At 69.7% G+C, this 19,440-nt stretch carries 16 protein-coding genes; 5 read left to right on the forward strand and 11 right to left on the reverse strand.

The window, feature by feature from the left end; translation table 11 throughout:
• Positions 1-30: 30 nt before the first annotated feature.
• A complete protein-coding gene (gene thyX, locus JYA75_RS19985; protein WP_006948294.1) occupies positions 31-786 on the reverse strand; it encodes an FAD-dependent thymidylate synthase in 756 nt (251 codons plus the stop codon).
• Between the two features lie 116 nt (positions 787-902).
• Here thyX and JYA75_RS19990 point away from each other — a divergent pair, with 116 nt between their 5' ends.
• A complete protein-coding gene (locus tag JYA75_RS19990) occupies positions 903-1,430 on the forward strand; it encodes a toxin-antitoxin system HicB family antitoxin (RefSeq protein ID WP_185712713.1) in 528 nt (175 codons plus the stop codon).
• A gap of 60 nt (positions 1,431-1,490) precedes the next feature.
• Positions 1,491-1,928 (forward strand): SRPBCC family protein, encoded by a 438-nt coding sequence (locus JYA75_RS19995; protein ID WP_006948297.1) that lies wholly within the window; start codon positions 1,491-1,493, stop codon positions 1,926-1,928.
• Between the two features lie 40 nt (positions 1,929-1,968).
• Here the strand turns inward: JYA75_RS19995 and JYA75_RS20000 are convergent, their stop codons facing one another.
• The 9 genes from JYA75_RS20000 to JYA75_RS20040 all read right to left on the reverse strand — a co-directional run bounded on the left by JYA75_RS20000 (position 1,969) and on the right by JYA75_RS20040 (position 13,447).
• A complete protein-coding gene (locus tag JYA75_RS20000) occupies positions 1,969-2,451 on the reverse strand; it encodes an NAD(P)H-dependent oxidoreductase (protein ID WP_006948298.1) in 483 nt (160 codons plus the stop codon).
• Positions 2,452-2,608: 157 nt separating this feature from the next.
• Positions 2,609-3,085: a hypothetical protein gene (locus tag JYA75_RS20005; RefSeq protein WP_006948299.1), complete on the reverse strand. Its 477-nt coding sequence runs from the start codon at positions 3,083-3,085 to the stop codon at positions 2,609-2,611.
• Positions 3,082-3,837, reverse strand: coding sequence for a 4-hydroxy-tetrahydrodipicolinate reductase (gene dapB, locus JYA75_RS20010; RefSeq protein WP_170914074.1), 756 nt, complete (start codon positions 3,835-3,837; stop codon positions 3,082-3,084). Before dapB ends, JYA75_RS20005 begins: the two co-directional genes overlap by 4 nt.
• Positions 3,838-3,920: 83 nt before the next feature.
• Entirely contained in the window at positions 3,921-5,288 is a 1,368-nt protein-coding gene (locus JYA75_RS20015; RefSeq protein ID WP_203329272.1) for a pitrilysin family protein, read from the reverse strand.
• Between the two features lie 84 nt (positions 5,289-5,372).
• Positions 5,373-6,104, reverse strand: a complete 732-nt coding sequence (gene narI / locus JYA75_RS20020) for a respiratory nitrate reductase subunit gamma (RefSeq protein ID WP_203329273.1) — start codon at positions 6,102-6,104, stop codon at positions 5,373-5,375.
• 2 nt (positions 6,105-6,106) lie between these two features.
• The gene (gene narJ / locus JYA75_RS20025) at positions 6,107-6,805 is read right to left on the reverse strand and encodes a nitrate reductase molybdenum cofactor assembly chaperone (RefSeq protein ID WP_203329274.1); all 699 of its coding nucleotides are present in this window, start codon (positions 6,803-6,805) and stop codon (positions 6,107-6,109) included.
• On the reverse strand, positions 6,802-8,478 hold the full coding sequence (gene narH / locus JYA75_RS20030) for a nitrate reductase subunit beta (protein ID WP_006948304.1): 1,677 nt from the start codon (positions 8,476-8,478) through the stop codon (positions 6,802-6,804). Before narH ends, narJ begins: the two co-directional genes overlap by 4 nt.
• Before the next feature lie 40 nt (positions 8,479-8,518).
• Positions 8,519-12,208 (reverse strand): nitrate reductase subunit alpha, encoded by a 3,690-nt coding sequence (locus JYA75_RS20035; RefSeq protein ID WP_203329275.1) that lies wholly within the window; start codon positions 12,206-12,208, stop codon positions 8,519-8,521.
• A gap of 24 nt (positions 12,209-12,232) precedes the next feature.
• Positions 12,233-13,447 (reverse strand): nitrate/nitrite transporter, encoded by a 1,215-nt coding sequence (locus JYA75_RS20040; RefSeq protein ID WP_080688487.1) that lies wholly within the window; start codon positions 13,445-13,447, stop codon positions 12,233-12,235.
• A gap of 258 nt (positions 13,448-13,705) precedes the next feature.
• On the opposite strand from JYA75_RS20040, the gene JYA75_RS20045 reads away from it, so the two are divergent.
• From JYA75_RS20045 to JYA75_RS20055, 3 genes are all read left to right on the forward strand, one after another.
• A complete protein-coding gene (locus tag JYA75_RS20045) occupies positions 13,706-13,945 on the forward strand; it encodes a hypothetical protein (RefSeq protein ID WP_043798219.1) in 240 nt (79 codons plus the stop codon).
• A 50-nt stretch (positions 13,946-13,995) separates the two neighbouring features.
• Positions 13,996-14,184: a hypothetical protein gene (locus JYA75_RS20050; protein ID WP_043798223.1), complete on the forward strand. Its 189-nt coding sequence runs from the start codon at positions 13,996-13,998 to the stop codon at positions 14,182-14,184.
• Between the two features lie 91 nt (positions 14,185-14,275).
• Positions 14,276-17,002: a LuxR C-terminal-related transcriptional regulator gene (locus tag JYA75_RS20055; RefSeq protein ID WP_239010472.1), complete on the forward strand. Its 2,727-nt coding sequence runs from the start codon at positions 14,276-14,278 to the stop codon at positions 17,000-17,002.
• Positions 17,003-17,092: 90 nt separating this feature from the next.
• Here the strand turns inward: JYA75_RS20055 and JYA75_RS20060 are convergent, their stop codons facing one another.
• A complete protein-coding gene (locus tag JYA75_RS20060; RefSeq protein ID WP_043798228.1) occupies positions 17,093-19,390 on the reverse strand; it encodes a polyribonucleotide nucleotidyltransferase in 2,298 nt (765 codons plus the stop codon).
• Positions 19,391-19,440: the final 50 nt, after the last annotated feature.

The following is a 19,440-nucleotide window of genomic DNA, read 5'->3' on the forward strand; positions in this document are numbered from 1 at the left end:
GACGGGGGCTGTTCCACACACACCTGCCGGTCAGGTGTCGGCGGCGAAGGCGCTGGCGGCGACCTCGGAGCCGTCGGGCAGGCGGGTGATGGTGAAGTCGCCGAAGATGTTCGGCGCGGCGTCCTGCAGCTGACGCAGGCACTCGACGGCGAGGCGGCGGATCTCGACGTCGGCGTGCTCGGTCGCGCGCATGGCCACGAAGTGCCGCCAGGACCGGTAGTTGCCGGTGACGACGACGCGGGTCTCGGTGGCGTTGGGCAGCACCGATCGCGCGGCCTCGCGGGCCTGTTTCGCGCGGATCGGCCCCTCGGGCAGGTGGGACAGTTTCGCGTCGAGCGCGTCGAGCAGTTCGATGTACGCGGCCCGGCTGGACTCGGCGGCGGCGAGGAACAGTTCCTCGAGCCGCGGATCCCCCGCCACGGCCGGCGGGACCACGACCGGCGCGTCGCTGCCGCGGACGAACCGCTGGGACAGCTGGGAATAGGAGAAGTGCCGGTGCCGGATGAGTTCGTGGGTGCACGACCGGGAGATGCCGGTGATGTAGAAGCTCACCGAACCGTGCTCGAGCACGGACAGGTGCCCGACGGTGAGCAGGTGGCGTAGGTACCCGGCGTTCGTGGCCGTGCGCGGGTTGGGCTTGGACCAGCTCTGGTAGCAGGCCCGGCCGGCGAACTCGGCGAGTGCCTCCCCGCCGTCGGCGTCGGTCTCCCAGGGCACGTCGGCGGGCGGGACGAACTCGGTCTTGGCCACCAGCCTGACCTTCAGCGTGACGGGCTCGGGCGCCATCGGTTCTCCTCCAGGTTGTCGATCCAGTCGAACCGTAGCGCCGCCGCGGGCGGCACCGGACGCGGGCCGCGTGTTGACGTCTTGACTGACATCATCGTTGACATCAGTATGGCGTCATGAACCTGGACCCGTACCTGGACGCGATCACCGAGTCCCTCGTCGCCGCCGCGGAGCTCGGCGACGAACAGACCCGCCGGACCGCGGCAGCCCTCGCCACAGCGGTCGCCGCGCCCGCCCGCCTGGCCGTGCTGCGGGCACTGTCGGACATGGCGGCGGAGGTCTCGAAGGAGCTCGGCGACCGGGTGGTCACCGTGCGTCTCGACGGCAGCGCGGCGGTGCTCGAGGTGCACACGGATGCGCCCACCGAAACCACAGGCACCACAACGACTTTCGAGGACGTCACCGGGGACATCAGCCGGGTGACGCTGCGCCTCGTCGAGCAGATCAAGGCACGCGCCGAGGAGGCGGCGGCCCAGAACGGCGTGTCACTGAACTCGTGGGTGTCGCAGGCCGTCCAGGGGGCGCTGCGCGAGCAGATGCGGTATCAGCGCCGCGCCGACGAGCGCGCCGCGACGCGTCGCGCCGAGGAGACCGGGCCCGGCCCGTCCGCTACGTCGGAACCGTCCGAGCGCGAGGACGGTTGAGCGGGAGGCCGTGCGGTACATTGCCGACGCACGTCACCCGAAAGACGAGGAAGTGAGCCCATGGCCGTCAGCAGTTCCAGCAGTTTCGAGATCAAGGCCGACCCGGGTCGCGTGATGGCGGGAATCGCCGCGGTCGACCGGCTGCCGGAGTGGTCCGGGCCCCACAAGACCGTCGTCGTCGAGACCACCCACCCGGACGGCCGCCCGCACCGCGTGCGCATGACCGTCTCCATCATCGGTCTCCACGACGAGCAGGTGGTGGACTACTACTGGAACGGCGACGAATCGATGTCCTGGACCCTGGTCGAGAGCCACCAGCAGCACCAGCAGGACGGCACCTACACCCTCACCGCCACCGAGAGCGGCACCCGCGTCGACTTCACCCTCACGATCGATCCGAAGATCCCGCTGCCCGGCTTCATGGTCAAGAAGGCGCAGAAGATGGCGATGGAGACCGCCGAGCGGGGCCTGACGAAGTTCGTCGAGCAGCAGCTCTGACGCACCGCGCGGTGTCCGGTGCCTGCGACGTCCCGGACGGTCAGCACTCCTCCGACACGGACACCGCGACGGTCGCCCCGAGTTCGTAGCAGCGTTCACGGACCTTTGCGTCGATCGGCCCGGTGATCTCGAGATCCTCCGTGACCTGCGCCAAGGCGAGTCCGGTGACGAGTTTGCGCACCGAGGCGACGGCGCCCGCGGTGTCGTTGTTGCCGTGTACCCACAACCCGTACGGCCGGCCCGCGACGGCGTCGAGGCACGGGTAGTAGACGGTGTCGAAGAAGTGCTTGAGTGCCCCCGACATGTATCCGAAGTTCGCGGTGGTGCCGAACACGTAACCGTCGGCGGCGAGCACGTCCGGCACGGTCGCACCCAGCGCCGGCACCGTCCGCACCCGCACGCCCACGATGTCGGGGTCACGCGCCCCGGCCAGCACCGCCTCGAGCAGTTCGCGGGTCGACGGGGACGGAGTGTGGTGGACGACGAGCAGAGTGCGCTCACCGTCGGCGGGGGCCTCGGTCACACCCTGCAGGGTACGTCGCCGACCGATCGGTGTCCCTGCCCCGCAACGACAACCGCAACCGCGATCAGGCTTCGGCCGGGGCGTGGACCGAGCGAATGTATCGCCCGCTACCGCTGAGGAGATGAACGATACATTCGCTCGACGCCGGGGCGCATGATCAATCGGCGGACTGCGTGCGCTCGAGCTTCTCGAGCGCGACGGCCCGGCGCATGGTCTCCCGGGCCCGGCCGCGGTCGCCGGCGTAGTCGTACGCGCGGGCGAGACGGTAGGAGTTGCGCCAGTTGTCCGGGTCGGCCTCCCACTCCTTCTTGACCCGCTCGAACAGGGCGTCGGCGGCGTCGCGGTCGATCCGGCCCGACGGCCGGCGCGGCAGGTCGCGCACGTCGAGTTCGAGGCCCTCCTCGTGGATCCGCCGGGACAGGTGCTGGTGCTGGAAACCGGCCCGCACGGTGGCGTAGACGATCCACACGCCCACCAACGGCAGCAGCAGCACGCCGATGCCGAGCCCGACGGCCGCGGCGTTGCCGGAGCGCACCAGTTCGAGCCCGCGCCCGCCGAGCAGCACGAAGTAGAACCCCAGCGCGACGACGATGAAGGCGATCGGCGCGAGGACCTTGACCAGGTCGCCCCTCACAGGTCGAGGAGGGGGTCGATGCCGACGGTGAGGCCGGGCCGGCCCCCGATCTCGCGCACGCCGAGCAGCACGCCGGGCGCGAAGGAGGACCGGTCGATCGAGTCGTGGCGGATGGTCAGGGTCTCGCCCTGGGTGCCGAGCAGCACCTCCTGGTGTGCGACGAGCCCGGCCAGACGCACGGAGTGCACCCGCACCCCCTCCACGTCGGCGCCGCGGGCACCCTCGAGTTCGGTGCTGGTGGCGTCGGGGCTGCGGCCCACACCGGCCGCGGCGCGGGCCTGCGCGATGAGCGCCGCGGTGCGGTAGGCCGTGCCCGACGGCGCGTCCGCCTTGTTGGGGTGGTGCAGCTCGATGACCTCGACGGAGTCGAAGAACCGCGCGGCGGCCTGCGCGAAGCGCATCGACAGCACGGCACCGATCGCGAAGTTCGGCGCGATCAGGACGCCGACCTCCGGCTGCGCGGCCAGCCAGCCGCGGACCCGGTCCAGTCGTGCGTCGTCGAATCCGGTAGTGCCGACGACGGCGTGGATGCCGTGCTCGACGAGGAACTGCAGGTTGCCCATGACCACATCGGGGTGGGTGAAGTCCACCACCACCTGCGCCCGGGAGGCGACGAAGTCGTCGAGGCTGTCGCCCCGGTCGACCGCAGCAACGAGCTCGAGGTCGGCGGCCGCCTCGACGGCCGCGCAGATCGCCTGCCCGACCTTGCCCTTGGCGCCGAGCACACCCACCCGAATTGCTGCTGCGTTCACTTGACTCTCCACGCTTCCTCGTCCGATCGCCGTCCCGCAGCAGCCTACGCAACCGGACGACCTCGACCGTGCTCAGCCCGCGGTCACGCGACGAGGACGCGCACCGAGGCGGGCAGGTCCCGGGGCCGGCGGTACGGTCCGGCGACAGCCGCGGCGAACGGCCGGTGCAGCAGCTCGGCGGCGACGGCGCGGACCTCCGCCGCACTCACCGACGAGATCCGCTCGAGCGTCTCGGTGACGCTCCAGTGCGTGCCGTAGCTCAGTTCGCTGCGTCCGATCCGGTTCATCCGGGCCCCGGTGTCCTCGAGGCCGAGGACCAGAGCCCCGCGCAGCGAACCCTTGGCGCGGGCGCACTCGGCCTCGGTGACGCCGTTCTCGGCGACATCGGCGAGCACCTCGCGGACGAGTGCGGCGACCTCGCCGAGGTTCTCGGGCTGGCAGCCGGCGTAGACGGAGAACGCGCCGGTGTCGGCGAAGGTGTCCACACCCGAGTACACCGAGTAGGCGAGGCCGCGCTTCTCCCGGATCTCCTGGAACAGCCGTGAGCTCAAGCCGCCGCCGACGGCGGTGTTGAGCACCGACAGTGCCCAGCGCCGGTGGTCGTGGCGGCCGAAGGATCGCACGCCGACCGCCAGGTGGGCCTGCTCGCCGTCGCGGTCGGTGATGCTCAGCGTCGGCGTCGTACGCAGGCGGAGACTGCCCTCGCGGCGCGGGGCGGCGGTCGTGGCGAGGTCGAGGTGCCCGGCGAACGCGCGACGGACCAGTTCCACGGTGTGGTCGTGATCGACATTACCGGCGACGGCGACGACCATGCGGTCCGGCGTGTACCGCCGCACGTGGAACGAGTGCAACTGGGTGCGGGTCATCGCCTCGATCGATTCGACCGAGCCGATGATCGGACGGCCGATCGGGTGGTCGCCGTACAGGGCGGTGAGGAACGCGTCGCCGAGCAGATCCTCGGGATCGTCGTCGCGCATTGCGATCTCCTCGAGGACGACCTGCCGTTCGACATCGACGTCGGCGCTGCGGCAACGGCCGCGCAGCACGACGTCGGCGACGAGGTCGACGGCCAGGGGCAGATCGTCGTCGAGCACATGGGCGTAGAAGCAGGTGTGCTCCTTCGCGGTGAACGCGTTGAGCTCGCCGCCGACTCCGTCGACGAGTTCGGCGATGTCGAGCGCGGTCCGGGTCGGGGTGGCCTTGAACAGCAGGTGCTCGAGGAAGTGGGCGGCACCGGCGACAGAGGGCTGCTCGTCGCGGGAGCCGACGCCCACCCAGACGCCGACGGCGGCCGAGCGCACGCCGGGCACGTGCTCGGTGACGACGCGGAGCCCCCCGGGCAGGTGGGTGCGCCGAACTCCGGAGTCGGGCTCGGTGGGTGCCGACGCGGAGGCGACGACGGACGAAACGGCGGCGGACGGAGCGGCGGCGGAGCGGCGGGTGGCGGCCATGAAGATGTTCGACGGTCCTACAGGCGAGTGGGTGTGCTGGACGGAACATCTCACACTACACGCGCCGCCGCGCACCCCTTCCGGTCACCACCCGCGGCGGTGCGGCCGCGACCCGACCAGCTGCCCCTTGGGGGTGACGTCCCTGCTGCGGTAGACCACGTAGGGGCGGAACAGGTATCCGACGGGTGCGCTGAAGGCGTGCACCAGGCGGGTGAACGGCCACAGCGCGAACAGGGCCAGGGCGATCAGCGCATGGAGCTGGAACGACAGGGGTGCCTGCACCATGAGGTCGCCGCGCGGCTGCAGGATCCAGATGGAGCGGAACCACGGCGAGACGGTCTCGCGGTAGTTGTGCTCCTCCCCCACCACACCCGAGCCCATCAGGGTCGTGGCGAGTCCCGCGACGATCGCGGCGACGAGCACCACGTACATCAGCTTGTCGTTGGCGGTGGTGGCCATGAAGACCGGTCCGCGGGTGCGGCGGCGGTAGATCAGCAACAGGATCCCGACGAGGGTGGCGATCCCGGCGACGGTGCCCAGCGTCACCGCCTGCACGTGGTACGCGTGCTGGCTCAGACCGATCGCATCGGTCCACGACTGCGGGATGAGCAGACCGATGACGTGCCCCACGATCACCACGAGGATGCCGAAGTGGAACGTCGGGCTGGCGATGCGCAGCAGCTTGCTCTCGTAGAGCTGCGACGAGCGGGTGGTCCAGCCGAACTTGTCGTAGCGGTAGCGCCACCACGTGCCGACGACCACCACGGCGATGGTGACGTACGGCACGACGTCCCAGAAGATCTCCCCTGCGGACATGGTCAGTCGACTCCTTCGGCTCGGGTCTGGGCCGAGACGGTTGCGGTCCGGCGCGGTGGGACGGTGAGGGTGAACGGTTCGAGGCCGATCGCCTCGGCCGGCGGCCCGGCCTCCGCGAGCTGCCGGGCGCGGCGCTCTTCCTGATCGCCGACCGGGGGCAACGTCGCGCACACCGCCTCGATCGTCGCCGCATACGGGGAATCGCGTTCGCCGAGCGCGACCCGGAGCACGTCGATCGGGATGCGGTGCGCGGCGAGCAGCTGCTCCCCCGCGTCCGGGTCGACGGTCGCGGCGAATTCGAGCACCACCGGGAGGTGATCGGGCGCCTCCCCGGGCGGCGGCTCCGCGCCGGCGTCGCGGTAGGCCTGCGCGAACGCGTGGATCGCCGCGCCCCGGTTGCGGGTGTCGCCGCCGGTCCAGTACGTGAGGTACATCGTCGAGCGCCGGCGCATGTCGAACGTGTCGACGTAGTTGGCCTGCGCGGCGAAGGGATCGCCGTCGCGCAGGGCGGCGAGGGTCCGGCCCAGCAGCTCCGCCGGTTCCCCGGTGATGTGCCCGAGAAGCCGGTCGACGGTCGCGAGACGGGACGGCAGTCGCTCGTCGGGGTACGCCAACAGCAGCGACGCCGCCTGCCGGATCAGCCGGTGCTGCAGGTGCCGCGATGCGGTGTCGCGCGCGCCACGGCGCAGCAGCCCCCTCATCGCCCGCTCCCCCGGTTCTCGACTCGATGCCCGGCCGGGAACAGGCCCTGGGGCACGCCCTTGCCGTCCCAGTTGAGCAGGTTCACGCGGGAGGGATTCGACGCGTTCGCCGCCATCCCCTCGGAGGTCTGCCGCTGCCGGAGCGCGTGGAAGGTTTCCACCGCGACGGGAACGGGACCTCCGCTGGCCTCGCCGAACGGCCCGGAGTCGTACATGCCGGGGCCGCCCTCGAACGACAACGCGCAGTCGGTGGCGGATTCCTCGAGCTGGTGGCCTTCGGCCGCGTAGGCGGTCGGGATCACGTACCGCTCGTCGTACTTGGCAAGGGCGAGCAATCGGTACATCTCGTACATCTGCTCCTCGGTCATGCCGACGGCGTCGGGGATGTCCGGCCGCGTGTCCCGGCCCAGGTTGATGTCGCGCATGTACGAGCGCATCGCGGCGAGCCGGTGCAGCACCGCTTCGACGGCGTCGGTGTCGCCCGCCGTGAACAGTCCCGCCAGGTACTCGATCGGGATGCGCAGCGATTCGAGCGCACCGAACAGGTTCCCGATGTCCTCGCCGTCGTGGCCGTCGCGGGTCACGGCGTCGACGACCGGCGAGAGCGGCGGCACGTACCAGACCATCGGCATCGTGCGGTACTCCGGGTGCAGCGGCAGCGCAACCCGATACGTGTTGATCAGCGCGTACACGGGCGACCGCTGGGCGGCCTCGATCCACTCGTCGGAGATGCCCTCGGCGCGGGCGCCGGCGATCACCTCCGGGTCGTGGGGGTCGAGCAGCACCTGCCGCTGTGCCTCGTAGAGATCCTTCTCGTCCTCGACGGACGCGGCCTCGAGCACCCGGTCGACGTCGTAGAGCACGAGCCCGATGTACCGCAGCCGGCCCACGCAGGTTTCCGCGCACACGGTGGGCAGGCCTACCTCCACGCGCGGGTAGCACAGCGTGCACTTCTCGGCCTTGCCGGTCTTGTGGTTGAAGTACACCTTCTTGTAGGGGCAGCCGGACACGCACATCCGCCAGCCGCGGCAGCGGTCCTGGTCGACGAGAACGATGCCGTCCTCGACACGCTTGTACATCGCTCCCGAGGGGCACGACGAGACGCACGACGGATTCAGGCAGTGCTCGCAGATACGCGGCAGGTAGAACATGAAGGTCTGTTCGAGTTCGAGCCGGACCTGCTCGCCGACCTTCTTCAGCACCGGGTCGGCGGGGACGATCTCCGGCGAGCCGCCGAGGTCGTCGTCCCAGTTCGCCGACCATTCGACCTTCATCGGCTTGCCGCTGATCAGGCTGCGCGGCGGCGCCACGGGGATCTGGTCGCCGAGCGGCGCGGTGGTGAGGTTCTCGTAGTCGTAGGTCCACGGTTCGTAGTAGTCGCCGATCGCCGGCATCTTCGGGTTCGAGAAGATCCGGAACAGCTTGTTCCACCGGCCGCCGTCGCGCAGCCGCAGCCGGCCGTTCCGGTCGCGGATCCATCCGCCGCGCCAGCGTTCCTGGTCCTCGTACATACGGGGATATCCCAGGCCGGGCCGGGTCTCGACGTTGTTGAACCACACGTATTCGGTGCCGGAGCGGTTGGTCCAGGCCTGTTTGCAGGTGACCGAGCACGTGTGGCAGCCGATGCACTTGTCGAGGTTCATGACCATTGCCATCTGGGCCATCACCTTCATGCCGGCCTCGCTTCCCGGATCGTGGTCGTGGGTGTCGACATCAGTACGTGACCTCCTGCGACCGGCGGCGTACGACCGTCACCTCGTCGCGTTGATTTCCGGTGGGGCCGAGGTAGTTGAACGCGAACGACGTCTGCGCGTAGCCACCCGCCAGGTGGGTGGGCTTGATCAGGATCCTCGTGAGCGAGTTGTGGATGCCGCCGCGGGTGCCGGTGGTCTCGGTGAGCGGCACGTCGATGGTGCGTTCCTGCGCGTGGTAGACGTACACGACGCCGTCGGGCATGCGGTGCGAGACGATCGCGCGGCACACCACGACGCCGTTGCGGTTGACGGCCTCGACCCAGTCGTTGTCACGCACCGAGATCTTCGCCGCGTCCCCCGGGCTCATCCACATGGTCGGACCGCCCCGCGAGAGGGACAGCATGAACAGGTTGTCCTGGTACTCGGAGTGGATCGACCACTTCGAGTGCGGGGTGAGGTACCGCACGGTCAGTCCGACGCCGTCGCCGCTGCCCACGGCGGGCTCGCCGAACAGGCGCGACATGTCCAGCGGCGGACGGTAGGTCGGCAACTGCTCGCCGAGTTCCTCGATCCAGTCGTGATCGACGTAGAAGTGCATGCGGCCGGTGAGCGTGTGAAACGGTTTGAGTTCCTCGATGTTCACCGTGAACGGCGCGTAGCGGCGCCCGCCGGTCTCGCTGCCGGACCATTCCGGGCTGGTGATCACCGGGACCGGCCGGGCCTGGGTGTCGGCGTAGGTGATGCGGCGTTCCTCGCTGCCCTCGGCGAGGTGCACGAGCCGGCGGCCGGTGCGCTTCTCGAGTTCACGGAAGCCCTCGACGGCGAGCCGGCCGTTCGAGGTGCCCGACAGCGCGAGGATGACATCGGCCATCCGTTCGGCGCTCGTGACCGCCGGGCGGCCTTCCCCGGCACCGGAATTCATCACACCGAACGTCGCGGCGAGCTCCGCGACCTCCTGCACCGGACGTGTCGTGACGCCCTTGGTGGTCAGGCCGAGGGTGTCGACGAGCGGCCCGAGGGTCGACCATTTGTCGGCGATCGCGGTGTAGTCCCGTTCGACCACCGCGAGCGGGCCCATGGTCCGGCCCGGCACCGGCACCTCCCCGGTGACGCGCCAATCCTTCTCCGTGCCCGACGGATACGCCATCGCGCCCGGCGTGTCGTGCTGCAGTGTGCCGAGCACGATGTCGGTGCGGGTTCCGAGATGCTTCGCCGCCAGCGCGCTGAACACCTTCGCGATGGCGCCGAAGGCCTCGTAGTCGGAACGCGTTTCCCACGGCGGGTCGATCGCGGGACTGAAGGCGTGGATGTAGGGGTGCATGTCGGTGCTCGACAGGTCGCCCTTCTCGTACCACGTCGCGGCAGGCAGCACCACGTCGGAGAACAGCGTGGTCGACGTCATCCGGAAGTCGATCGACATCAGCAGGTCGAGCTTGCCCTCGGGCAGGTCGTCCGGCCAGGCGACGTCGTGCGGGCGCAGGTCCGGACCGGTCGGCACGCCCTGGATGTTCGAGTCGGTCCCGAGCAGGTGCCGCAGGAAGTACTCGTTGCCCTTGCTGGACGAGCCGAGCAGGTTGGACCGCCACACGTTGAGCACCCGCGGCCAGTTGCGCGGGTTGTCCGGGTCGGTGACCGACAGTTTCACCTCGCCGCTCGCGAGTTTCCGGGCGACGTACGCGGGGATGTCCACGCCCGCAGCCCGCGCCTCGTCGGCGATCTCGTGGGTGTTGCGGTCGAACTGCGGGTAGAACGGAGTCCACCCCATCGCGACCGCGGAGGTCATCACGTCCATCGTGTGCTTGTCCCGGAACCGGCCGCGGCCCAGCGGGCTCGCCAGCGCGTCGGCGCGGTACCCGTCGTAGCGCCACTGGTCGGTGTGGACGTACCAGTACGACGTACCGGCCATCTGCCGCGGCGGCCGGCTCCAGTCGGTGCCCATCGCCATCGCAGCCCAGCCGGTGACGGGCCGGCACTTCTCCTGCCCGACGTAGTGGGCCCAGCCACCCCCGTTGCGGCCCATCGACCCGGTGAGAAGGAGCAACGCCAGCACCGCCCGGTAGGTCGCGTCACCATGGAACCACTGGCAGATGCCGGCACCCATGATGATCATCGACCGGCCGCCGGATTCCTCCGCGTTGCGCGCGAACTCCTTCGCGATCCGGATCGCCTGGGCGGCGGGAACTCCCGTGATGCCTTCCTGCCACGCCGGGGTGTAGGGGACGGCGGGATCGTCGTAGCCGGTCGGCCACACGCCCGGTAGGCCCGGACGGGAGACGCCGTACTGCGCAAGCATGAGGTCGAACACGGTGCACACCAGGTGTCCTCCGACGCGCCGCACCGGCACTCCGCGCTCGATGCTCGCCCCGTGCCCGTCGACCGTGTCGAAGCTCGGCAGGTGCACCGTCACCGCGTCCTCGCCGGCGATGCCGCCGGGATGCGCGACGGTCAGTGCCGGCACGAGGTCGCCCAGATCGAGGTTCCACTTGCCGATGCCGTCGTCGCCGTACCGGTAGCCGAGCGAACCGTGCGGAACCGCCACGGTGTCGGTCGCACCGTCGAGCAGCGCCGGCTTGAACGCCGCGTTCTCCACGTCCCGACCGAGGTCGGCCGCGGTGAGGTTCTTGCCCGGGACGAGCCGGCCGTCGCGTTCCTCGAGTTTCACGAGGAACGGCAGGTCGGTGTACTGCCGGACGTAGTCGACGAAGAAGGGGACCCGCTGCTCGACGTAGAACTCGGTCAGCAGCACGTGGCCCATCGCCATCGCCAGCGCGCCGTCGGTGCCCGCCGCGCACGGCATCCATTCGTCGGCGAACTTCGTGTTGTCGGCGTAGTCGGGACTCACGGTCACGACCTTCGTGCCGCGGTAGCGGACCTCGGCCATCCAGTGCGCGTCGGGTGTGCGCGTGACCGGCACGTTCGATCCCCACATCATGAGGTAGGCCGCGTCCCACCAGTCGCCGGATTCGGGCACGTCGGTCTGGTCCCCGAACACCTGCGGAGAGGCGACGGGAAGGTCGGCGTACCAGTCGTAGAAGGACGTCATGACGCCGCCGATCAGCTCGACGAACCGGGAACCGGCAGCGAAGGACACCATCGACATCGCGGGGATCGGCGAGAAGCCGGCCACCCGGTCGGGTCCGTATTCCCGGACGGTGTGCACGTGCGCCGCCGCAATCATCTCGGTCGCCTCGGCCCACGTCACCCGGACCAGGCCGCCCTTGCCGCGGGCCCGCTGGTAACGGCGGCGCCGTTCGGGATCGCCCTGGATGTCGGCCCACGCCAGAACGGGATCGCCGAGCCGCGCCCTGGCCTCGCGGTACATCTCGACGAGCGCGCCGCGGGCGTACGGGTAGCGCACCCGCGTCGGCGAGTACGTGTACCACGAGAACGCAGCGCCGCGGGGACAGCCGCGCGGTTCGTACTCGGGGCGGTCGGGGCCCACCGTGGGGTAGTCGGTTTCCTGCGTCTCCCACGTGATGATCCCGTCCTTGACGTAGATCTTCCACGAACACGAACCGGTGCAGTTGACGCCGTGGGTGGACCGGACCACCTTGTCGTGACTCCACCGGTCCCGGTAGAAGATGTCGCCTTCGCGTCCGCCGCGGCGGGTGACGGTCCGGCCGTCGTCGGAGGCGTCACCCGGGACGAAGAACCGCCCGCTGCGCCGCAGCAGGTCCTCGACCGGGCCGCCGGTGTGGTGGATGGTCACATGCACTCCTTCGGGACGGAATCGTCAGCGGCTGTCGGCCTGCACGGACTCGTGCGCGTGCAGCTTCACCGCGGTGTAGACGAGCGCGATGAGCGCGGTCGCCACGAGCAGCAGCAGACCGACGGTGTAGTCGTTGTCGACGGAGTCGTAGGTGGCGCCCATGACGAGCGGCGGAAAGTACCCGCCGAGCCCGCCGGCAGCCGCAACGATGCCGGTGACCGATCCCACGGACGTGGCGGGCGCGCGGCGCGCCACCCATGCGAAGACACCACCGGTGCCGATGCCGAGGAAGATCGCGAGCAGGATGAACGTCGCCGCGGACCACACATCCGGCGGCGGCTGGGTGATCGCGATCGCGGCCATCGTTGCCGTCCCGGCGAACGACACGAGCACGACGTACTTCGGGGCGATGCGGTCGGACAGGGCACCCCCGATCGGCCGGGCCAGCACTGCGGCCAGAGCAAAGGCCGCTGTCCGCGCGCCGGCGTCGACAGCAGAGAAACCGTAGATCGTCTTGATGTAGGTGGGGAGGTAGTTGCTGAAGGCCACGAAGCCACCGAAGACCACCGCATAGAGGAACGACATCTCCCAGGTCACGGGGAGTTTCAGCGCAGCAGCAAGCTTGGGCGCGACCGCGTCGGTGTTCGGGCGGAACTGCGGCGAATCACGCATCACGAGGAGGCACACCCCCGCCGTGACGGCGAGCGCCGCGGCGACGATGACGTGGGTGGCCAGCAGCCCGAACCACTGTGCGAACCGCGGAGTGAAGAACGCGGACAGGGCCGTCCCCACCATGCCGGCCCCGAAGACACCGGTCGCGAAGCCCCGCCTGGACGCTTCGTACCAGTTGTTCGCGAACGGGATACCCACCGCGAAGATCGTTCCGGCGATGCCGAGGAAGAAGCCGAAGACGAGCAGCAGAGGGTAGGAGCCTGCGCTGCCGGCCACACCGACAGCGAGCACCGGGATGATCGAGGCCAGCGAGATCGCGATGAACATGACGCGGCCGCCGTAACGATCGGTGAGCGAGCCCACCACGATGCGCCCGAGAGATCCTACGAGGATGGGCGTCGCGACGAGGATCGAGGCCTGCGTACTGCTGAGCGAGAGGTCGCCCGCATACGTCGTGGACAAGGGGCCGATCATGTTCCATGCCCAGAAGTTGATCGCCGAGACCCACGTTGCCAGCGCGAGGTTCGAGCTCCGCCGCGTTCCGGTAACACCCGCTGAAGCTGTCACGGCTCCAGCGAATCATCGACACGCGCACGCGGGGTGAATTCGAGGAAAAATGCCGACGGTCCGTTCCGCCCGGAGCCGCGGCAGGAACGGGTGCTCCTCTCCTGTTCGCGGCCGGATATTCACCCTCGGCCTGCGGTTTCACCCTCCAGGGGTGAGGCGCCGCACAGGGGCGCGACCTACCGTCGGAATCGACCGCGGAGTCACTCGCGGCCAAATGTCAGGCGTACCCGCGTCCCGATCGAACGAAGTGGATCGACGATGACCGCACATACTCGCCCCACCGTCCGGACCCGCTCGCAGAACGCGACATCACGCAGGGTCGGGGCGTCCGGCCACGACATGCCCTGGCCGCTGCCGATTCCCGCCATCGTCCTCGGCGCCGCAGCGGTCGCCTCGGCACCCGTGGGAGCGTACACCGGCTCCGTTCTCGCCGGCGTCCTCACTGCGGCGGCGACGACTGCGGCCCTGGCGTCCGCCGCGTTGATGATCCGGGCCTGACCCGACCCTCGGCACTCGACGACCTCTACCAGTAACTCGTGAAGGACCCCATGAGGACACGACAGGCCGCGGGTGGCCTCACCCCGACCGGCACGATGACCACCGAAGAGATCAAGACCCGGATCACCGCGATGTTCGACTACGGGAACGACACCGTTCCCGGGTCCGACCGCGCGGCGGAGGAACCGTCGCGGGCGCTGGAGCGCGGTCGATCCGTCACCGGGTCGCCGGGCGCGTGACCCGGCTTCCGATCCGCGTCCGTTCACCGCGGATCACCGAACTTGTCCCATGACGAGGGCACCGGCCGCCGCGCAGGACTACTCTCGCCCCATGACGGGGCCACCGGCCGGCACGCAGGACGAGTATGCTCCCACGTTGTCGATGGTGCGCTCCCTCGTGCCTCGGCTTCCCGGCCGGGTGGTGCGGCGCGCGCGTCTCGAACGCATCCTCGAAGACGGGGTGAACGCCGGCACCGTGCTCGTGTCGGCGCCGGCCGGGTCGGGCAAGACGCTGTTGCTGGCATCCTGGGCAGCGTCACACCCCGGGCCTGTGGCATGGCTCTCGGTGGAATGTGAGGACGCCGAACCGACGCAGTTCTGGAGCCGGGTCCTGGACTCGCTCCGCGCCGTCGGCGGGTTCCCCGCCGGTTCGTTGCTGGCGACGATGCGGGTCCCACCCAGTTTCGACCCCCGGTTCGTCTCCGTGTTCGCCGATGCGTGTGGCCGCCTTCCCCATCCCGTCGTCCTGGTGCTGGACGACATGCATCTGCTCGCCGGGACGCCGGCCGTGCAGTCGCTCGCGGCGGCCGTCCGCAGGGGGCTCGGCAACGTGCGACTGGTGATCGCCACTCGCAGCGATCCGGCGTTGCCACTGCAACGACTCCGCCTGAGCGGTCAGCTGACCGAGATCCGTTCGGAAGCGTTGCGGTTCGATGCCGCCGAGGCGAAACAGCTTCTGGCCGACCACGATGTCATCCTCGAACCCGCTCAGATGCAGACCCTCCTCGCCAAGACCGAGGGATGGGCGGCCGGCCTGCGGCTCGCGGCCCTGTCGCTCCGGACCTCGAACGATGTGGAGGCCACCGTGGAGGCACTTGCGGGGGACGAACGGTCGGTCGCCGACTACTTCGCGGAAGAGGTGCTGGCCAACCAGGATCCGGCACTGCGCCGGTTCCTGCTCGACACGTGCGTCGTAGGACGGATTTCCGCCGAACTGGCCGACGCCCTGACCGGGCGTACTGACGGCCAGCAGTTTCTGGTCCGGCTCGAACGGGACAACCTGTTCGTCGTCGCGTTGAACCACCGGCGGGCGTGGTACCGCTATCACCAACTATTCGGAGACCTGCTGCGACACCGCCTCAAGACCCAGGATCCCGAGCGCCGCCGCGTGTTGCACCGGCGTGCCGCCCGGTGGTTCGCAGACCACGGCGAACTCCTCGAGGCGGCGCGCCACCTGCGCGCCGCCGAGGACTGGCTCGGACTTGCCCGATTCGTCCTGCGAGCGGCGGGAGCAGAGATCCTGGGTCCGGAACGTCCGGCGCTGGTGGCACTGCTGCGGGACGCACCCGCCGACCTGGTCGGGGGGCATGCCGAGGTGGCGGCGGCCGCCGCGGTCGCCGCGTATGCGGAGTACGATCCGGTCGGCGTCGCCACCCACATGGCCCGCGCCCGCGAGTTGCTCGATCCTCTCCCGCCCGCCGACGCGCGGCTCACCGAGACGGTCCTTGTCACTCTCGATGCGGTGCTCGCCTGGATGAAGGCAGATCCGTCGCGGCAGGTCGGTGCCGCACGAGAAGCGATCCGACAACTCGAGGGGGTCTCACCGGCGGACATGCCGGCCGCGCCCGTGTACCGGATCGCCGCCGGCACCGTCCTCGCGATGGGAAAGCTGTGGTCCGGAGAACTCGACGCCGCCGAGGCGATGCTCGCGTCCACGATATCGGCGCTGGCCGCCAGGTCGGCGATGACTCCGGTACTCGCGCTGCATCTGCACGGCAACACAGCCGTGCTCATGGCGATGGCCGGCCGGTTGCGGGCGGCACGCAGAGAGGTCGATCTCGGGCTGGCCGTCGCCGACGAGCTGGGATGGACCTTCCTGCCGCCGTCGGCCACGGTGCTGCTGGCCGAGTCCATGATCCGCCTGCTCGAGGCGGACATCGAGGCCTGTTCGGTTGCGGTTGAGCGGGGACACACGAGCCTGGGCGAGTTCCGCGACCGCTACACCGAAACCAGCTTCGGGCTCGTACAGGCACGGCTCGCTCTCTCGGCGGACAACCCGCCGGCGGCACGGGCGCACCTGGGGCAGTTGCGGCAGCGCATGTCCGACTGGGTCATCCCGCGCTTCCTTGCCGAGTGGTACGAACTCGTCGAGGCAGAGATTCTGCTGGCCGAAGGACGGGCCCACGAGGTTGCGGCGCTGCTGTCCGCCGAAAAGGGACCACCGGACCTCGCGCGCCCCGGTGCGCACCGTGTGGTCCTTCTGGCGCGGTCGTACCTGGCGACGGACGAACCGCGCCGATGCCTGGAACTGGTGGCACCGCTGCTCGGGGGAGCGCCGATCGACAACGGGCCCACCGTCGATGCCTGGCTGCTGGCCGCACTCGCACACGACCGGCTACGCGGGGAGGGCGAAGCCGAGGTTGCCCTGGCACATGCCCTCGCGGTGTCCGCACCCGAAGGAATCGCACGGCCGTTTCTACTGGCCGGTGACCGGGTCCGAGCACTGCTGGAACGACACAACCGCGTCGACGACGCCCACCACGAATTCGTCTCGATGCTGGTCGGCAAGCTGGGCGGGACTGCCGACCGATCCGAGGCTCCGCAACTGCTCGAGCCGTTGACCAATCGCGAACGGGCTGTCCTCCTGCTCCTGCCCACCATGATGAGCAATGCCGAGATCGCCGACGAGCTCTTCGTGTCCGTGAACACCGTCAAGGCACATTTGAAGTCTCTGTACCGCAAGTTCGGTGCCACGAGTCGCCGCCAGGCGGTGGTGCGGGCGCGGGAACTCGGACTGTTGTCGGGCGCCGGCACCCGGACGACACCAGGGGGGCCGTAGCACGCGCCGCACCGGCGGGAGGACGCGCGACCGCCCGCGCCCCGTCCACCCGAAGGACAGACGGAGACGCGGGCGGTCGGAGGCCGAGTGTCAGCTCTCGGCGATGTCGCCGGACTCGGCCGGAGCCGCGGGTGTCTCGCCCGAAGCGTCGGCGGTGTCCTCGTCGGGCACCGGCACCAGGCTGATCTTGCCCCGGTTGTCGATGTCGGCGATCTCCACGCGGATCTTCGAGCCCACGTTGACGACGTCCTCGACCTTGGCGATGCGCTTGCCGTTGCCGAGCTTGCTGATGTGCACCAGGCCGTCGCGGCCCGGCAGCAGCGAGACGAACGCGCCGAACGCCGTGGTCTTGACCACGGTGCCCAGGAAGCGCTCGCCCACCTTCGGAAGTTGCGGGTTCGCGATGGCGTTGATCTTGTCGATCGCGGCCTGCGCGGACGGGCCGTCGGCGGCACCGACGTACACCGTGCCGTCGTCCTCGATGGAGATGTTCGCGCCGGTCTCCTCGGTGATCGAGTTGATCATCTTGCCCTTGGGGCCGATGACCTCGCCGATCTTGTCGACCGGCACCTTGATGGTGGTGATCCGGGGCGCGAACGGGCTCATCTCGTCCGGGGTCTCGATGGCCTCGGCCATCACCTCGAGGATGGTGGCGCGGGCGTCGTGCGCCTGCGACAGCGCCCCGGCGAGCACCTGCGACGGGATCCCGTCGAGCTTGGTGTCGAGCTGCAGCGCGGTGACGAAATCCTTCGTGCCGGCCACCTTGAAGTCCATGTCACCGAACGCGTCCTCGGCGCCGAGGATGTCGGTCAGCGCGACGTAGCGGGTCTCACCGTCGACCTCGTCGGAGACCAGGCCCATCGCGATGCCCGCGACCGGGGCCTTGAGCGGCACACCGGCGTTGAGCAGCGACAGCGTCGAGGCACACACCGAGCCCATCGAGGTGGAGCCGTTCGAGCTGAGCGCCTCGGAGACCTGACGGATCGCGTAGGGGAACTCCTCCTGGCTGGGCAGGACCGGGATCAGGGCCCGCTCGGCGAGGGCGCCGTGGCCGATCTCGCGGCGCTTCGGCGAGCCGACGCGGCCGGTCTCACCGGTGGAGTACGGCGGGAAGTTGTAGTGGTGCATGTACCGCTTGCTGGTCTCGGGACCGAGCGAATCGATCTGCTGCGCCATCTTCACCATGTCCAGCGTGGTGACACCCATGATCTGGGTCTCGCCACGCTCGAACAGCGCCGAGCCGTGGGCCCGGGGCACGATCGCGACCTCGGCGGACAGGGCGCGGATGTCCGTGATGCCGCGGCCGTCGATGCGGAACTTGTCCCGCAGGATCCGCTGGCGGACCAGCTTCTTGGTGAGCGAGCGGAACGCCGCGCCGATCTCCTTCTCACGGCCCTCGAAGTTGGGGGCGACCTGCTCGAGGACCTCGACCTTGACCTCGTCGGTCCGCTCGTCGCGCTCCTGCTTGCCGGCGATGGTCAGCGCCTCGGCCAGCTTGGTCGACGCGGCGGCCTCGACGGCCTCGTACACGTCGGCTTCGTAGGCCGGGAACAGCGGGAAGTCACCGGTAGGCTTCGCGGCCGCGGCGGCAAGCTGCTGCTGGGCGACGCACAGCCGCGCGATGAACGGCTTGGCGGCCTCGAGACCCTCGGCGACGACGGTCTCGGTCGGCGCCTGCGCACCGCCGGCGACCAGCTCGACGACGTTCTCGGTGGCCTCGGCCTCGACCATCATGATCGCGACGTCGGCGGTGTCGGGGTTGTCGCCGCCACCCACGATGCGACCCGCGACCACCATGTCGAACACGGCGTTCTCGAGCTGCTCGACCGTCGGGAACGCGACCCACTGGCCGGTCTTGTTCTCCTCGGAGGTGATCAGCGCGACCCGCACGCCGCCGACCGGGCCGGAGAACGGCAGGCCGGCGATCTGGGTGGACGCCGACGCGGCGTTGATCGCGACGACGTCGTACAGGTCGTTCGGGTTCAGGCTGAGCACCGTCACCACGACCTGGATCTCGTTGCGCAGGCCGTCGACGAAGGACGGGCGCAGCGGCCGGTCGATGAGGCGACAGGTCAGGATCGCGTCGGTGGAGGGCCGGCCCTCGCGACGGAAGAACGAGCCGGGGATGCGGCCCGCGGCGTACATGCGCTCCTCGACGTCCACCGTCAGCGGGAAGAAGTCGAAGTGCTCCTTGGGCTGCTTGCTGGCGCTCGTCGCCGACAGCAGCATGGTCTCGTCGTCGAGGTACGCGACGACGGAGCCGGCGGCCTGCTGGGCGAGGCGGCCGGTCTCGAAACGAATCTGGCGGGTGCCGAAGGACCCGTTGTCGAGGACTGCGACGGACTCGAACACGCCCTCGTCGACCTCGACTGCTGAATTGCTGGTCATCTCTACTCTTCTCTTCCCTCTCGTCTTCGCCGTACCCGCGCGGGCGCCAC

This window comes from Rhodococcus sp. PSBB066 (genome assembly GCF_017068255.1).
In the GTDB taxonomy this organism is placed as follows: Bacteria; Actinomycetota; Actinomycetes; order Mycobacteriales; family Mycobacteriaceae; genus Rhodococcus; species Rhodococcus aetherivorans.

Excerpts from the sequence above, each read along its gene's own strand:
- thyX (WP_006948294.1), bottom strand. The coding sequence starts at position 786 with ATGGCGCCCGAGCCCGTCACGCTGAAGGTCAGGCTGGTGGCCAAGACC.
- JYA75_RS19990 (WP_185712713.1), top strand. The coding sequence starts at position 903 with ATGAACCTGGACCCGTACCTGGACGCGATCACCGAGTCCCTCGTCGCC.
- JYA75_RS19995 (WP_006948297.1), top strand. The coding sequence starts at position 1,491 with ATGGCCGTCAGCAGTTCCAGCAGTTTCGAGATCAAGGCCGACCCGGGT.
- JYA75_RS20015 (WP_203329272.1), bottom strand. The coding sequence starts at position 5,288 with ATGGCCGCCACCCGCCGCTCCGCCGCCGCTCCGTCCGCCGCCGTTTCG.
- narI (WP_203329273.1), bottom strand. The coding sequence starts at position 6,104 with ATGTCCGCAGGGGAGATCTTCTGGGACGTCGTGCCGTACGTCACCATC.
- narJ (WP_203329274.1), bottom strand. The coding sequence starts at position 6,805 with ATGAGGGGGCTGCTGCGCCGTGGCGCGCGCGACACCGCATCGCGGCAC.
- narH (WP_006948304.1), bottom strand. The coding sequence starts at position 8,478 with ATGAAGGTGATGGCCCAGATGGCAATGGTCATGAACCTCGACAAGTGC.
- JYA75_RS20045 (WP_043798219.1), top strand. The coding sequence starts at position 13,706 with ATGACCGCACATACTCGCCCCACCGTCCGGACCCGCTCGCAGAACGCG.
- JYA75_RS20050 (WP_043798223.1), top strand. The coding sequence starts at position 13,996 with ATGAGGACACGACAGGCCGCGGGTGGCCTCACCCCGACCGGCACGATG.
- JYA75_RS20055 (WP_239010472.1), top strand. The coding sequence starts at position 14,276 with ATGACGGGGCCACCGGCCGGCACGCAGGACGAGTATGCTCCCACGTTG.
- JYA75_RS20060 (WP_043798228.1), bottom strand. The coding sequence starts at position 19,390 with ATGACCAGCAATTCAGCAGTCGAGGTCGACGAGGGCGTGTTCGAGTCC.